The organism is Geodermatophilus sp. SYSU D00814, assembly GCF_054050055.1.
The window spans coordinates 280,591-294,266 of record NZ_JBJGYP010000001.1; the positions used below are offsets into that span (position 1 = coordinate 280,591).

Genomic DNA, 13,676 nt, shown 5'->3' on the forward strand with positions numbered 1-13,676 from the left:
CCGGCCCGGGGTCAGTCCCCGGCCGGGTCCAGCAGCGCCGTGCGGACCCGCGTCCCGACGAGGTCGGCGACCGGCTGGGTCGGGTGCACGCCGTCCGCCGAGGCGCCGGCGGTGAAGGTGCCGCGGTCGGTGGCGACGTCGGTCCACGGGTCGACCGACGTCCACCCCCGCTCCCCGGCGAGCGCGGCCAGGTGGGCGTTGAGGTCCTCGCGGGCCCGCGGGGCGACGTCGATCGGCGGGACGGCCAGCAGGACCACCCGCGTCACCCCGGTGGCCGCCACCGCGGCCAGCAGGTCCTCCCGGGTCCGCTCCCAGGGCACCCCGCCCAGGACGTCGTTGGTGCCGGCGAGCACGACCAGCACGTCGGCCTCGACCGGCCGCACGCCCGCGCGCATGTCGGCGGTGCGGGCGCCGGGCACGGCCCAGCCGCCGCGGAACTCCAGCGGCGCCACGTCGGCGGCCGGCACCCACGACCCGGTCCCGCGCACCCGCGTGCCCTCGACCGGCGCGTCCAGGCCGGCGGTGATCGAGTCCCCGACGACGGCGAAGCCGACGGGTTCCGGAGGCCCGGCCGCCGCGGGCACGTCGCCGTCGCCGCACCCGACGACGCCGGCGAGGACCACCGCGGCCAGGCAGGCGGCCCACCACGCTCGGCGGCGCGGGACGGGCCTCGACCGCCGGCTGGTGCGCACGGCGACCGAGTATCCCGCCCCCCGCGCCGATCGCCGGGCAGCACGCCCGGGCCCGTACGATCGTCGCCGTGCCGGCGGCGGGGGCAGGACCTGGGCGGGGTGCGCTCGCCGACCGGGTGCGCGGCTCCTGGCGGGTCCTGGTGCGCGAGCTGTCGGCGTTCGGCGTCGTGGGCGCGGTCTCCTTCGTGGTCGACCTCGCGGTGTTCCAGGCGGTGTACGCCGGTGCCGGCGCCGACGCGGTGGTCGCCAAGCTGGTCTCGACCGTGGTGTCCACGTCGACGGCGTTCGCCGGTCACCGCTGGTGGTCGTTCTCCGCGCGGGCCCGGACGGGGCTGCGCCGCGAGTACCTGGCCTTCGCGGCGGTCAACGCGGTGACCCTCCTGATCGGCCTGGGGATCGTCGCGCTGGTGCACCACGGCCTCGGCCAGGACAGCTCGGTGGTGCTGCTGGCCACCAACGTCCTCTCGATCGTGGTCGGCACGGTGATCCGCTTCGTCGCCTACCGTGCGTGGGTGTTCCCGGCGGCGCCGTCGCCGGTGGCCGACGACGCGGGCGTCGGGGTGCTCACCCGCTGACCGGCGGCGGCACCCCGGCCCGGCAGACTGGCGGCGTGCGCGCACCGCTCCCCACACGTCCGCACCGGCGGCTCCCCCGAACGGCGGGAGCCGCGGCGTGACGGCGGTGCAGGCACCCCCGTGGGACGCCACCGTCGGCCGGCTGGTCGCGGCGGCGGCGACGGCGGAGCGGGCGGTCTCCCGGCTCGCCCTGGCGCTGTCGGGCACCGACGGGGTCAGCGCGCCCTACCTGCTGCCGCTGGAGCTCGACGCGCTGGTGCGCCTCATCCGCAACCTCATGCCGCTGCGGGTGCGCGACCGGCGGCTCAACGACGACGTCCTGGAGTGGACCCACCAGGTGCGGAAGCTCTACGCGGTGCGCACCGCCGTGGTGCACACCGTGTGGGAGGACGCCCTCGACGGACCCGGCGGCATGCGGCCGGTCTGGTCGAACGCCGGGGTGGCCGAGCACCCGCTCGACGTCGCCGACCTGACGCGGACGATCGACCGGATCACCGCGCTGTGCGGCGAACCGCTCGACCGCCTGCTGCAGCGCATCGGCGAGCTGGCACCGGGCCTGCGCCCCGACGCCACGGGGAGCTGACTCCCCGGCGGGGCTCACCGCCCGGCGGCGTCGCCCGCGGAGGTCAGCAGCCGGTCGAACACCAGGTCGGTCATCTGGGCCACGCGCAGCGACAGCCGGCGCGACTCGTCCAGACCCGCCTCGGCCTCGCCCCGCCACCGCTGCAGGTCCTCGACCTGCTGGGAGCGCACCGCGAGCTGCTCGCGGAGCTCGGCGAGCGCGGCCTCGCTCTCACCGAGCCGCCGCTCGAGGACGGGCACCGCCTCGAGGGCGCGCACCGTGCGGGGAGCGACCCGGCGCAGCACCGCGCCGGCGAGCCTGCGGGCCGGCATCACACCGCTCCCAGGCGCAGCCGGGCGACCCACGGGTCCTCGTCGCCGTACACGGCCAGACCCCGGCCCTCGACCCCGTCGAGCACCTGCAGGTCGCGCTCCTTGGCCTCGATGACCACCTGCGCGGGGTCGAGATAGCGCCGGAAGTGCTCGCCGAACACGTGCTCGGCCTGCTCGTCGCGGTTCGTGCGGAACTCGAACCAGCACTCACCGCCGCGGCGGGCGACGGCCGAGGCGAGGAACCACAGGTTGGCGCGCGCCTCGTCGTCGATGGCGTGCACGAGGAAGCGGGCGTACAGGTGCCAGCCGGCGGAGGGGTCGAGGCCCGCGGCCAGGCCGCCGACCTGGTGCAGGTCGGCGAGGTTGACGACCTCGAAGCCCGCGTCCCAGCCCTCGGCGGCGGCCAGGGCCCGGCCCCGCTCGACCGCGGCCGCGGAGTAGTCGACCGCGTGCACGGTGCGCCCGGACCGGGCGAAGAAGCGGGCGTCGCGGGCGGTGCCGGTGCCCACGTCCAGCACGGCGGCGCCGGCGGGCAGCCGCTCGTCGACCCATCGGGCGAAGTCCGACTCCGCGGCCGGGACCCGGCCGACGTCGGTGCTGGAGTAGAAGTCCTGCCAGTACTCGCGGCCCATGTTGAACTCCCCGATCCATGTCCGTAGTCGCGACCGCACGGCGTGCGGAGTGGTGAAGGTGAACGACGGGTCCGGCGTGCGCCAGCCCGGCCCGTAGGTCTCGGCCAGCAGCTGCTCGGCGGCCGCCGGAGCGGGCTGGCGCCGCCCGCGGAGGGTGACCTCGGACAGCGTCCGGAGGTCCAGGCCGTCCGCGCCGACCTGGAAGCAGAGGTAGGTCCGGTCCCCGACCTCGAACGCCGTGAAGACGTCGAGGTAGTGGTCCTGGCCGCCGTCCCCGTCGTCGAAGACCAGTTGCAGGTGGCCACCGCTGTGGCGGACCACGGGGTACCCGCGGTCGCGCAGCAGCCGCTCGAGCTCGAGGTTCTCCCGGACGACGTCGGCGGGGTGGTCGTGGCGGGACACGTAGGCGAGGTCGGCGTCGTCGTCGTGCGGGATGAGGTCCCCGTCGCGCACGGCGCCGAGCAGGGTCCCGTAGCAGACGAACGGCTGCAGCCCGGCCTCCTCGAGCACCCCGCGCACGGCGTCGAGGCGGTCGAGCAGGCGGTCCTGCAGGGCCCGGCGCGCCGCCGGGTCGATGCCGTCGAAGCCGGGGGCGAGGCGCCCCCACTTGTTGACCGACAGCCAGCGTCGCTGCCCGTCGCGCAGGTCCAGCCGGGCGGGGTCGGTGCCGAAGCGGGTCTCGCCGGAGGCGAGGACGTCCTTGCGGGCGGCGTCCCGGACCACGATCGCGGCCCGCCCCGAGAGGCGCTCGGCGAGCGCCGGGGGCCAGGCGAACCCGACGCTGCCGTCGTCGCGGCGGGTCCCGGCGTCGGTGCGGAAGGACACCGTCCGGTAGCCCTCGAGCAGGACCTCGACCACCGCGGGCAGGCACTCCGGCCCGTGCGGGGTCAGGGCCAGACCCGAGGCGTCCGCCCGGACGCCGGCCGGGCGCTCGGGCTCGACTCCGGGGAGGGACATGACAGTGACGCTAGGTGGCCGGTCAGGTACCACGGGTACCTGAGTCTCGACTCACCGGCCGGGTGGTCCCACGTCCCCCGCCCGTCCCCGTCGTCCCACGCGGCCCCTCTCGGCAGGGTGCCCCTCAGCGGTCAGGAAGCCAGGCGCGAGCCGGACCGCCCGGCCACCACCTCCAGCCGCGTGGGGATGCGGGTGCGCAGCTCCTCCAGGTGGCTGATCACGCCCACCGTGCGCCCGCCGCGGCGCAGCTCGTCGAGCACGGTCATCACCGCGTCGAGCGCCTGGGCGTCGAGGGTGCCGAAGCCCTCGTCGACGAAGAGCGTGTCCATCTGCACCCCGCCGGCCTCGGCCGTGACGACGTCGGCGAGACCCAGCGCCAGCGCGAGGGAGGCCATGAAGCTCTCCCCGCCGGAGAGGGTCTTGGTGGGCCGCCGGGTGCCGGTGTACTCGTCGAGCACGTCGAGGCCCAGGCCGCCGCGGGCGCCGTGCCGGCCCAGGGCGTCGCTGTGCAGGAAGGTGTAGCGCCCCCGCGACATCTCCTGCAGCCGGCGGCTGGCCACCTCGGCCACCTGCTCGAGCCGGGCGGCCAGCACGAACGACTGCAGCCGCATCCGCAGCGTGTTGGCGCCGCGGCCACCCACGAGGTCGGCCAGCCCGCCGACCTGGTCGGCGCGGGCCCGGCGCTCGGCGAGTTCCTCCTCCGCGCCCAGGACGTCGCCGGCCAGCGCGTCGAGCGCGGCGGCGCAGCGGCGGGCCTGGTCGAGGGCGGTCACCGCCTCCTCGCGGCGGGCGGTGACCGCGGCGCAGCGCTCCTCGAGGGCCGCGACGTCGGGCCGCTCGCCGAGGTCGGCCAGCTCGGGGTCGGCGAGCGTGGCGGCGAGCACCGAGCGGGCGGCGTCGTGCTCGTGCAGCCGCCGGTCGAGGGCGGCGAGCTCGCCGGCGGGCAGCAGCGCGGCGCGGGCGGCGGCCGCGTCGGCGAACCCGGCCGCCGCGGCGCGCTCCCCGGCCGCGGTGCGCGCGGCGGCGGCGGCGTCCCGGGCGCGTTCCTCCTCGGCTGCCGCGGCGACGACGGCCTCGCAGCGCTGCGCGGCCGCGGTCAGCCGGTCGATGCGGGTGGGCAGGTCGGCGTCCTCCCCCCGGGCGGCGTCGACCCGGGCGGCGGCCTCGGCGGCGGCACGGTCGGCGGCGGCCTGCTCGGCGGTGCGCCGCTGCAGCGCCTCCCGGTCGGCGGCCAGCGCCGCGACCGTCGCGTCCCGGCGCTGCTCGGCCGCGGCCAGCGCGCGGCGGGCGGCCTCGACGCCCCCGGCCAGCGCCGACACCTCCTGCAGCTCGGCCCGGGTGGCCGCGGCGCGCGCGGCCAGCTCCTCGGCCGGCCCGTCGCCGGCCCGGGCGCGCAGCACGGCGAGCTCGCGCTCCTGCCGCTCCACCACGGCGGCGGCCGCGGTGCGGCGCTCGTCGGCGGCGTCGACGGCGGCGCGGGCCCGCTCCTCGTCGTCGGCGGTGACCGCCGCACCGGCCGGGACGGCGGGGCGCGGGTGCTCGGCCGAACCGCACACCGGGCAGTCGGCGCCCTCGCGCAGCCCCGCGGCCAGCTCGGCGGCCATGCCGTCGAGCCGCGCGGTGCGCACCTCGACCAGCCGCTCCCGGCTCTGCAGCCAGGCCAGCCGGGCGGTGTCGGCGTCGGTGCGGGCGCGGTCGAGCCGGCCGGCCAGCGCGGCGGCGCGCGTGGCGGCGTCCAGCGCGGTGCGGGCGGCCTCCTCCGCGGCGGCCAGGCCGGGCAGTCGCGCGGCGGCGGCCTGCGCGGCGTCGAGGCGGGCCTGGGCCGCGGTCACCCGCGCCGGCTCCTCCTCGGCCGCGCGCGCCCCGTCGGCGCAGGCGACGGTCAGCCGCTGCACCTCCCGGGCCAGCGCGACGGCGTCGGCTGCGCGCTCGCGGGCGCGGCGGGCGTCGGGCAGCAGGGCGCGGGCCTGCGCGGCGGTGTCGCGCAGCTCCCGCGCCGTCTCCGCCGTGGCCTCGCGGCCGGCAGCGGCGCCGGCGGCGGCCCAGGCGGCCTCGGCGGTCGCGCGGGCCGCGGCCGCCCCTGCGGCGGCCCCGGCGGTGTGGCCGGCGGTCTCCAGCACGTCGCGGAGCACCTCCGCGCGGCGGCCGGCGTCGGCGCGGGCCCGCAGCGGCGCCAGCTCCGCCTCGCGCGCGGTGAGCTCCTCGAGGCCGGCGCGGGCGCGGTCGCGCCGGGTGTGCCGGTCGGCCAGCGCGCGGGCGGCGGCGAGCCCGGCGTCGGCCCGGGCGCTCTGCGCGGCGGCGTCGCCCGCGGCGGCCCGCGCGGCGGTCAGCCGCTCCCCCGCCCGGGTGCGGACCTGCTGCACCCAGGCGCCGACCGAGGCCCCCGGGCGCGCGCCGACCAGCTCGGGGGCGAGCTCCTCGGGCACCTCGGTGTCGGCGATCTGGGCCACCCGGTGCAGCAGCGTGCTGACCCGGTGCCGGTCGGCGCGCAGCGCCTCCTCGGCGGCCCGGCGCTCGCCGGCCAGCCACTCCTCCGCGCGGGCGAAGCGGTCGACGTCGAACAGCGTGCGCAGCAGCTTGGCCCGCTCCTCGGGCTCGGCCCGCAGGAACCGGGCGAAGTCGCCCTGCGGCAGCAGCACCACCTGGCAGAACTGCTCGGCCGACAGGCCCAGCCGCACCCGCAGGTACTCCGAGCCCTCGTCGATGCGGGTGCTGACCGGCGCCCACGCCTCGCCGGTCCAGCGCTGCACCAGCAGCCGGGCCTGCTCGGTGGTCTCGCCGGCGCCGCGCTTCTTCGGCCGGGTCTGCTCGGGGCGGCGCTGCACGAGCAGCCGCTCGCCGGCCAGGGTGAGCTCGCAGCTGACCTCGGTGCGGGCGGCGGGGTCGGCGTGGTCGCTGCGCAGCCGGCGGGCCTCCCCGCGGGCGCCGGGCACGACGCCGTAGAGGGCGAAGACGACCGCGTCGAGCAGCGTGGTCTTGCCCGCCCCGGTCGGACCCCACAGCAGGAAGAGCCCGTCGCGGGCGACGTCGTCGACGTCGACGGTCTCGGTGCCGGCGAAGGGCCCGAAGGCGGTGAGGGTGAGGGCGTGCAGCCTCACCGGGCGAGCTCCTCGCGGGCGGCGGCGCCCAGCGCGCGGGCCAGCAGGGCGCGCTCGGCGGCGGTGGCGCCCACCCCGCCGCGGACGTGCCCGACGAACTCCCCGGCGACGTCGAGGTCGCCGCGCCCGCGCAGTCGCTCCTGGTAGCTGCGCCCGTCGGTGGGCCCGCCGCCGGACCACTCCAGGTGCACGCAGTGGCCGAAGCGGGCGCGCAGCCGGCGCATCGGGTCGGCCGGGCGGACGGCGTCGGTGAGCCGCGCGGAGACGAAGTCCTCCTCGGCCGCGGCGAGCGCCGGGTCGGCCAGCAGCTCCTCGAGGGTGCCGGTGAGCACCGTCAGCGCCCGGGGCAGCGGCAGCGGGACCGCCCGGACGCCGGCCAGCCCGCCGGCGTCGAGGTCGACCAGCCAGGCCTGCTTGTCCTGCCCGGCCTCGCCGAAGGAGTAGGGCAGCGGCGAGCCGCTGTAGCGCATCCGCTCCGACAGCGACTGCGGCCGGTGCAGGTGGCCCAGCGCCACGTAGTCGACGCCGTCGAACACCGACGCCGGCACCAGGTCGACGCCGCCGACGCAGATGTCGCGCTCGCTGTCGCTGGCCACCCCGCCGCCGACGAAGGCGTGTGCCAGCACCACCGAGCGGGTGCCCGGGCGCAGGAACAGGTCGGCGCGCACGCGTTCCATCGCCGCCCGCAGGACGCCCTCGTGGCTGCGCGCGTCCCGCACCCCCATCTCGTGCCGGGCGATCTCCGGCTCCAGGTACGGCAGCCCGTAGACGGCGACGTCGCCGTGCGCGTCGGTGAGCAGCACCGGCTCGTCGAGGCCGGCCACGGTGGCGCGCACGTGCACGCCCGAGGCCGCGAGCAGGCCGGCGGCGAAGTTCAGCCGGCGCGCGGAGTCGTGGTTGCCCGGGGTGAGGACCACCGTGGCCCCGGCCGCCCGCAGCCGGGTGAGGACGCGGTCGAGCACCGCCGTCGCGTCGGCCGAGGGCACCGCGCGGTCGTAGACGTCACCGGCGACCACGACCGCGTCGACCCGCTCGGCGGCGACGACGCGGGCCAGGCCGGAGAGCACCGCCTCCTGCTCGGCGAGCAGGTCGGCGCCGTGCAGCGACCGCCCGATGTGCCAGTCGGAGGTGTGCAGCAGCCGCATGGCTGCGCAAGGTAGGTCGGGGGGCCGACAGAACCGGCCAGGCTCGCCGTGACCGTTCGGTCACACCCGGCCGCGGGGTCAGCCGCCCACGGCCGACCGGCGGTCGGCGAGCGGCGGGCGCAGGTCGCGGGCGGCGACCGCCGCGGCGCGGACGGCGGCCGGCCGCGGCGCCGTCGCGGGGCGCCGGTGCGGATGCGGCGGTGCCGCCACCGGCCGGGCCACGGGACGCTGCAGCGGGAGGGCCACGGTGCCGCCCCCGGCGCCCGTCACGGGGCTCCCCGTGGCGCCCGTCCCGGTGCCGGCTCCGGTGCCCGCCACGGCGGCCGGCCGGTCGCCCTCGGCCGGCCGGCGGGAGGAGGGCCCGACCCGGCGCATCCAGCGGCGGGCCGGCTCCTCGACGAACCGGAAGAGCACCCAGGCGAGCAGCAGCGAGGCGAGCACCAGGCCGGGCTGCACCAGCGCCCACAGCGGCGTGCCGGGGTTGAGCGGCCGGACCCAGTGGGCGACGTCGTCGGCGATCTCGAAGACGCAGCCGTGCACCAGGTAGAGCGCGAAGGAGATGCGCCCGCCGAGCACCGCGGTGTCGCCGGACAGCAGGGTGGCCAGCCCGCGCGGAGCGAGGGCCAGCGCGCCGACGAGGACGGGGAACAGCAGCGTGGCGACGCCGGCGTAGTGGCCGGGCTGGTGCTGGGCGCGGGTGGCGGCCCACAGGCAGACGAAGACGACGTGGGCGACGGCGAGGGCGGCGACCAGCGGGCTCCAGCGCAGCGCGGCCGCCGAGCCCTCCAGCCGCCGCACGGCCAGGCACACCAGGCCGCCGCTGACGAAGGCACCGGCGATCCGCAGCGTCCACGGCAGCGCCTCGGGCTCGACGCCGGTGCGGTAGGCGAGGTACGCGAGCGGGAGCATGGCCGCGACCGAGCCGGCGGCCAGCAGCGTCACGGGCAGCCGCCGCAGCCGCCAGAGCACGAGCACCAGGAGCGGGAAGCAGACGTAGGCGAGCAGCTCCACCGACAGCGACCAGCCGGCGAGGACGAAGGTGGAGCCCCAGACCTCGTCGCGGTGCCACATCTGCACCATGAACAGCTGCTCGAGCAGCGCCAGCGGCTCGACCACCCGCTGGTGTCCGGGCGGGCCGGCCAGGCCGCGGTCGCTGATCAGCAGCCACCCGCTGAACAGCAGGGTCAGCAGCACCCACAGCGGCCACACCCGGGCCAGGCGCGCCCAGAGGAAGACCCCCGACCGCCGCCAGCCGAAGCGCGGTCCCATCGTGTCGAGGTACGTCAGCGCCATGACGAAACCGCTGAGCACGAAGAACAGGTCCACACCCAGCCAGCCGGCCCGCACGACCGGCATCAGCGGCTCGACGGCCGCACCCACCGAGGACTGCAGTCCCGTGCCCAGGTGGTAGGCGACGACCCAGAGGGCGGCCACGAGGCGCAGACCGGTGAGCGCGCGGATCTCCGCACGCCGGGTCGGTCGCTGCGTCGAGTGCATGGGAGCTCCCCCGTCCTGTCCCTGGGAGGGACCGGTCCGATGTCACGGCCCGATCACGGTAGGTGGAGGGAGCAGTCACGTTGAGTCGACGACACGACGAAGAACCGGCGCCGGTCCGGCAGGTGTCGACAAGCAGACGGGTCAGTACCGCGAGACGTCGGACCGGCCGGCCCGCCGCGAGGACCGGCGGGACCGGCGGCCCGTCCGGCTCCCGTCCGCGCCGTCGTCGTCGGACGGGTCGCCGTCCCACGGGTCGTCGTCCCACGGGTCCCCGTCCGCCACGGCGCCGTCGAACGGGTCCGCGTCGAACGGGTCCGCGTCGTCGACGAGCTGGGCGAGCAGCGCCTGCACCCCGTCGCTGTCGGGCAGCCGGCGCAGCACCAGCGCCGGCCCGTTCCCCGCGGACTCCACCGTGACGGTGCCCGAGCGCACGACCCGCTGCCACAGCGTCCTGCGGCAGGAGACGTCGGTGACCCGGGAGAGCGCGACGTCGCGGCCCCGCCGGGTCAGCACGCCCTCCCGGACCAGCACCCGGTGCGTGGTCAGCACGACGTGGGTGGTGCGCCAGCGCAGCACCGGCCGGACGACGGCGACGGCGAGCACGACCAGCGCGACGGCGAGCAGCACCATCCGCAGCACGCCCTGCTGCCGGCCGGCCGGGACCAGCGCGGCCAGGTAGGAGGCGGCGCCGACGACCAGCAGGAAACGGACGACCGGCCAGAACAGCGTCGTCCAGTGCGGGTGCAGGTGGGCGACGACCTCCTCGTCGTCGGCGAGCAGCTTGTCGGGGTAGGGCACGCCGCCAGGATGACCGAGCGGAGGCGGGGCGTCAGGCTCCCCGCGGGCGTGTCCGCACGTGCTGCACGTCGCCGCTGGCCAGCTCCACGGTGCCGCCGGCGGTCTGCAGCACCAGGCGGCCGTCCCAGTCGACGGCGGTGACCGTGCCGGCGAGGTCCGCCCCGTCGGGCAGCGTGACGGTGACCTCGGCGCCGACCGTGGAGGACCAGGCGAGGTAGTCGCCGGCCAGGCCGCTGGCGACGGGGTCGCCGAGCGCGGCGGTCCAGGCGAGGTAGCGGCGTTCCAGCCCGCGCAGGTAGGCCAGCAGCAGCGGGCCGCGGTCGACCGGTGCGCCGAGGACCACCGCCAGCGACGTCCCGGTGGGCGGCAGCTCCTCGCGGCGGGTGGTGACGTTGAGCCCGGTGCCCACGACGACGGCGGCGCCGGTGGCCTCGGCGAGGATGCCGGCGAGCTTGGCGCCGTCGGCGGCGAGCAGGTCGTTGGGCCACTTCAGCGACGTGCGGACGCCGCAGACCTCGCCGACGGCCTCGGCCAGGGCGACCCCGGTGAGCAGCGGCAGCCAGGCGCGCCGGGCGGCCGGGACGTCGGGGCGCAGCAGCACCGAGACGGTCAGCCCGGCGCGGGGCGGGGACACCCAGGTGCGGTCGAGCCGGCCGCGCCCGGCGGCCTGGTGCTCGGCGACGAGGACGGCGCCCTCGGGGGCGTCGTCGGCCGCCCGCGCGGCGAGGACGGCGTTGGTCGAGCCGACCTCCTCGGCCACCTCCAGCGAGCGCCACAGCCGGCTGTCGCGGACGAGGGCGGCCTGCAGGGCCACCGGGTCCAGCGGCGGGCGGTCCAGCTCCGACCAGCGGGCAGAGGGCGCGTCGGGCACTCCCCTACGCTACGGCCCCGTGACTGCGGCTGAGCTCGAGAGCGCCGGGGAGTCCGTCCCGGGCGGCGTCGACGTCCACACGACCGCCGGCAAGCTGGCCGACTTCGGGCGGCGGGTCGAGGAGGCCACCCACGCGGGCTCCCAGCGCGCCGTCGAGAAGCAGCACGCGGCCGGGAAGATGACCGCCCGCGAGCGCATCGAGGCGCTGCTGGACCCGGGGTCGTTCACCGAGCTCGACGAGTTCGCCCGGCACCGCTCCACCGCCTTCGGCATGGACGCCAGGCGGCCCTTCGGCGACGGCGTCGTCACCGGGTTCGGCACGGTCGACGGCCGGCCGGTCTGCGTCTTCTCGCAGGACGTGACCGTCTTCGGCGGCAGCCTCGGCGAGGTCTACGGCGAGAAGATCGTCAAGGTCCTCGACCTGGCCGTCCGCAACGGCTGCCCGGTCATCGGGATCAACGAGGGCGGCGGCGCGCGCATCCAGGAGGGCGTGGTCTCCCTCGGCCTCTACGGCGAGATCTTCCGGCGCAACGTGCACGCCTCCGGCGTCGTCCCGCAGATCTCCCTGGTGATGGGCGCCGCGGCCGGCGGGCACGTCTACTCCCCCGCGCTCACCGACTTCGTCGTCATGGTCGACCAGACCAGCCAGATGTTCATCACCGGCCCCGACGTCGTGAAGACGGTGACCGGCGAGGACGTCACGCTCGAGGAGCTCGGCGGTGCCCGCACCCACAACACCAAGTCCGGGGTGGCGCACTACCTGGCCGAGGACGAGGCCGACGCGCTGGACTACGTCAAGGCGCTGCTGTCCTACCTGCCGAGCAACAACCTCGACCCGCTGCCGGCCGTCGACGTCGCCCCGGTCGACGTCACCCTCCCCGACGCGGTCACCGACGCCGACCTCGAGCTCGACACGTTCGTCCCGGACTCGCCGAACACGCCCTACGACATGCACACCGTCATCGAGCACGTCCTCGACGACGGCGAGTTCCTCGAGGTGCAGGCGCTGTTCGCGCCCAACATCCTGGTCGGCTTCGGCCGGGTCGAGGGGCGGCCGGTCGGCGTCGTGGCCAACCAGCCCACCCAGTTCGCCGGCACGCTGGACATCGACGCCAGCGAGAAGGCCGCGCGGTTCGTGCGCACCTGCGACGCGTTCAACGTCCCGGTGCTCACCTTCGTCGACGTCCCGGGCTTCCTCCCCGGGACGTCGCAGGAGTGGGAGGGGATCATCCGCCGCGGCGCCAAGCTCATCTACGCCTACGCCGAGGCCACCGTCCCCAAGGTCACCGTCATCACGCGCAAGGCCTACGGCGGCGCCTACGACGTCATGGGCTCCAAGCACCTCGGCGCCGACCTCAACCTGGCCTGGCCGACGGCGCAGGTGGCGGTCATGGGCGCGCAGGGGGCGGTGAACATCCTCTACCGGCGCGAGCTCGCCGACGCCGACGACCCCGACGCCCGCCGCGCCGAGCTGATCACCGAGTACGAGGACGCGCTGCTCTCGCCCTACATCGCGGCCGACCGCGGCTTCGTCGACCAGGTGATCCTGCCGTCGCACACCCGCGTGCAGGTGACCAAGGCGCTGCGGCTGCTGGCCAACAAGCGGGAGACGCTGCCGCCGAAGAAGCACGGGAACATCCCGTTGTGAGCGAGCAGCCGTTGCTGCGGGTCGTCCGGGGCGAGCCCACCGCCGAGGAGCTCGCCGCGCTGACCGTCGTCGTCGCCGCGCTCTCCGGGCGAGAGCGGCCGCGCCGCCGGCCCGTCCCGGTCGGGGCGTGGGCCTCGCCCGCCGGCCTGCACCGGCCGGTCCTGCGGCCCGGCCCCGGTGGCTGGCGCGCCGCGGGACGGCCGGGATGAGCCGCAGGCTGGTGCTGGCCTCCGCCTCGCCGGCCCGGCTGGGGCTGCTGCGCCAGGCGGGGCTCGCTCCCGAGGTGGTGGTCAGCGACCTGGACGAGTCCACGGTGACCGCCCCGCGCGTCGGCGAGCAGGTGGCGCTGCTGGCCGCGGCGAAGGCCGCCGTCGTCGCCGGCCGGGTCGACGACGCGCTGGTCATCGGCGCGGACTCCCTGCTGGAGTTCCGCGGCGAGGCCATGGGCAAGCCGGCCGACGCGCAGGAGGCCCGCGACCGGTGGCGGCGCATGGCCGGGCGCTCGGGCGTGCTGCACACCGGGCAGGCGCTGCTCGACGTGCGCGACGGGCGGGTCGAGGGCCGCGACGTCGTCGTCACCTCCACCGTCGTGCACTTCGCCTCCCCCAGCTCCGAGGAGCTGGACGCCTACCTCGACTCCGGCGAGCCGCTCGCCGTCGCCGGCGCCTTCACCCTCGACGGGCTGGGTGCGCCGTTCGTGCGCCGCGTGGAGGGCGACCCGGCGTCGGTCGTCGGGCTGTCGCTGGCCGCGCTGCGCGAGCAGCTCTCCCGCCGGGGGCTGACCATCACCGCCCTCTGGCGGCGCTGAGCCGCTCCTCCCGCCCGGGAGCGGCCCCGGGCGTCCTGACTACAGTCCCGACCGGTCCACC

13 protein-coding genes are annotated in these 13,676 nt (G+C 77.4%); 5 read left to right on the top strand and 8 right to left on the bottom strand.

What is annotated here, in order from left to right; all coding sequences use genetic code 11:
- Positions 1-11: 11 nt before the first annotated feature.
- Positions 12-692, bottom strand: a complete 681-nt coding sequence (locus tag ACI780_RS01320) for an SGNH/GDSL hydrolase family protein (RefSeq protein ID WP_457000482.1) — start codon at positions 690-692, stop codon at positions 12-14.
- 68 nt (positions 693-760) lie between these two features.
- Here ACI780_RS01320 and ACI780_RS01325 point away from each other — a divergent pair, with 68 nt between their 5' ends.
- A complete protein-coding gene (locus ACI780_RS01325; protein ID WP_456871024.1) occupies positions 761-1,267 on the top strand; it encodes a GtrA family protein in 507 nt (168 codons plus the stop codon).
- A gap of 97 nt (positions 1,268-1,364) precedes the next feature.
- Positions 1,365-1,850: a hypothetical protein gene (locus ACI780_RS01330; protein WP_456871025.1), complete on the top strand. Its 486-nt coding sequence runs from the start codon at positions 1,365-1,367 to the stop codon at positions 1,848-1,850.
- Positions 1,851-1,864: 14 nt separating this feature from the next.
- Here the strand turns inward: ACI780_RS01330 and ACI780_RS01335 are convergent, their stop codons facing one another.
- From ACI780_RS01335 to ACI780_RS01365, 7 genes are all read right to left on the bottom strand, one after another.
- Complete coding sequence (locus tag ACI780_RS01335; protein WP_456871026.1) at positions 1,865-2,161, bottom strand: hypothetical protein; 297 nt, start codon at positions 2,159-2,161, stop codon at positions 1,865-1,867.
- Positions 2,161-3,750, bottom strand: coding sequence for a methyltransferase domain-containing protein (locus tag ACI780_RS01340; RefSeq protein ID WP_457000483.1), 1,590 nt, complete (start codon positions 3,748-3,750; stop codon positions 2,161-2,163). Before ACI780_RS01340 ends, ACI780_RS01335 begins: the two co-directional genes overlap by 1 nt.
- 131 nt (positions 3,751-3,881) lie before the next feature.
- Positions 3,882-6,848 carry an AAA family ATPase gene (locus ACI780_RS01345; RefSeq protein ID WP_457000484.1) on the bottom strand — a complete coding sequence of 989 codons (2,967 nt, stop codon included), beginning with the start codon at positions 6,846-6,848 and terminating at the stop codon, positions 3,882-3,884.
- On the bottom strand, positions 6,845-7,993 hold the full coding sequence (locus tag ACI780_RS01350) for an exonuclease SbcCD subunit D (RefSeq protein WP_456871029.1): 1,149 nt from the start codon (positions 7,991-7,993) through the stop codon (positions 6,845-6,847). The genes ACI780_RS01345 and ACI780_RS01350 overlap by 4 nt, the downstream gene beginning before the upstream one ends.
- A 78-nt stretch (positions 7,994-8,071) precedes the next feature.
- The gene (locus tag ACI780_RS01355; protein ID WP_456871030.1) at positions 8,072-9,490 is read right to left on the bottom strand and encodes an acyltransferase family protein; all 1,419 of its coding nucleotides are present in this window, start codon (positions 9,488-9,490) and stop codon (positions 8,072-8,074) included.
- Between the two features lie 141 nt (positions 9,491-9,631).
- Positions 9,632-10,288 carry a PH domain-containing protein gene (locus tag ACI780_RS01360; RefSeq protein WP_456871031.1) on the bottom strand — a complete coding sequence of 219 codons (657 nt, stop codon included), beginning with the start codon at positions 10,286-10,288 and terminating at the stop codon, positions 9,632-9,634.
- Between the two features lie 31 nt (positions 10,289-10,319).
- A complete protein-coding gene (locus tag ACI780_RS01365; protein WP_457000485.1) occupies positions 10,320-11,159 on the bottom strand; it encodes a biotin--[acetyl-CoA-carboxylase] ligase in 840 nt (279 codons plus the stop codon).
- A 19-nt stretch (positions 11,160-11,178) separates the two neighbouring features.
- On the opposite strand from ACI780_RS01365, the gene ACI780_RS01370 reads away from it, so the two are divergent.
- The 3 genes from ACI780_RS01370 to ACI780_RS01380 are packed head-to-tail and all read left to right on the top strand — an operon-like array spanning position 11,179 to position 13,615.
- Positions 11,179-12,807: an acyl-CoA carboxylase subunit beta gene (locus ACI780_RS01370; protein WP_456871033.1), complete on the top strand. Its 1,629-nt coding sequence runs from the start codon at positions 11,179-11,181 to the stop codon at positions 12,805-12,807.
- A complete protein-coding gene (locus tag ACI780_RS01375) occupies positions 12,804-13,016 on the top strand; it encodes an acyl-CoA carboxylase subunit epsilon (protein WP_456871034.1) in 213 nt (70 codons plus the stop codon). The genes ACI780_RS01370 and ACI780_RS01375 overlap by 4 nt, the downstream gene beginning before the upstream one ends.
- A complete protein-coding gene (locus ACI780_RS01380) occupies positions 13,013-13,615 on the top strand; it encodes a Maf family protein (protein WP_456871035.1) in 603 nt (200 codons plus the stop codon). The genes ACI780_RS01375 and ACI780_RS01380 overlap by 4 nt, the downstream gene beginning before the upstream one ends.
- Positions 13,616-13,676 lie beyond the last annotated feature (61 nt).

Coding starts and splice junctions, on each gene's coding strand:
- ACI780_RS01335 (WP_456871026.1), bottom strand. CDS start 2,161: ATGCCGGCCCGCAGGCTCGCCGGCGCGGTGCTGCGCCGGGTCGCTCCC.
- ACI780_RS01340 (WP_457000483.1), bottom strand. CDS start 3,750: ATGTCCCTCCCCGGAGTCGAGCCCGAGCGCCCGGCCGGCGTCCGGGCG.
- ACI780_RS01355 (WP_456871030.1), bottom strand. CDS start 9,490: ATGCACTCGACGCAGCGACCGACCCGGCGTGCGGAGATCCGCGCGCTC.
- ACI780_RS01350 (WP_456871029.1), bottom strand. CDS start 7,993: ATGCGGCTGCTGCACACCTCCGACTGGCACATCGGGCGGTCGCTGCAC.
- ACI780_RS01380 (WP_456871035.1), top strand. CDS start 13,013: ATGAGCCGCAGGCTGGTGCTGGCCTCCGCCTCGCCGGCCCGGCTGGGG.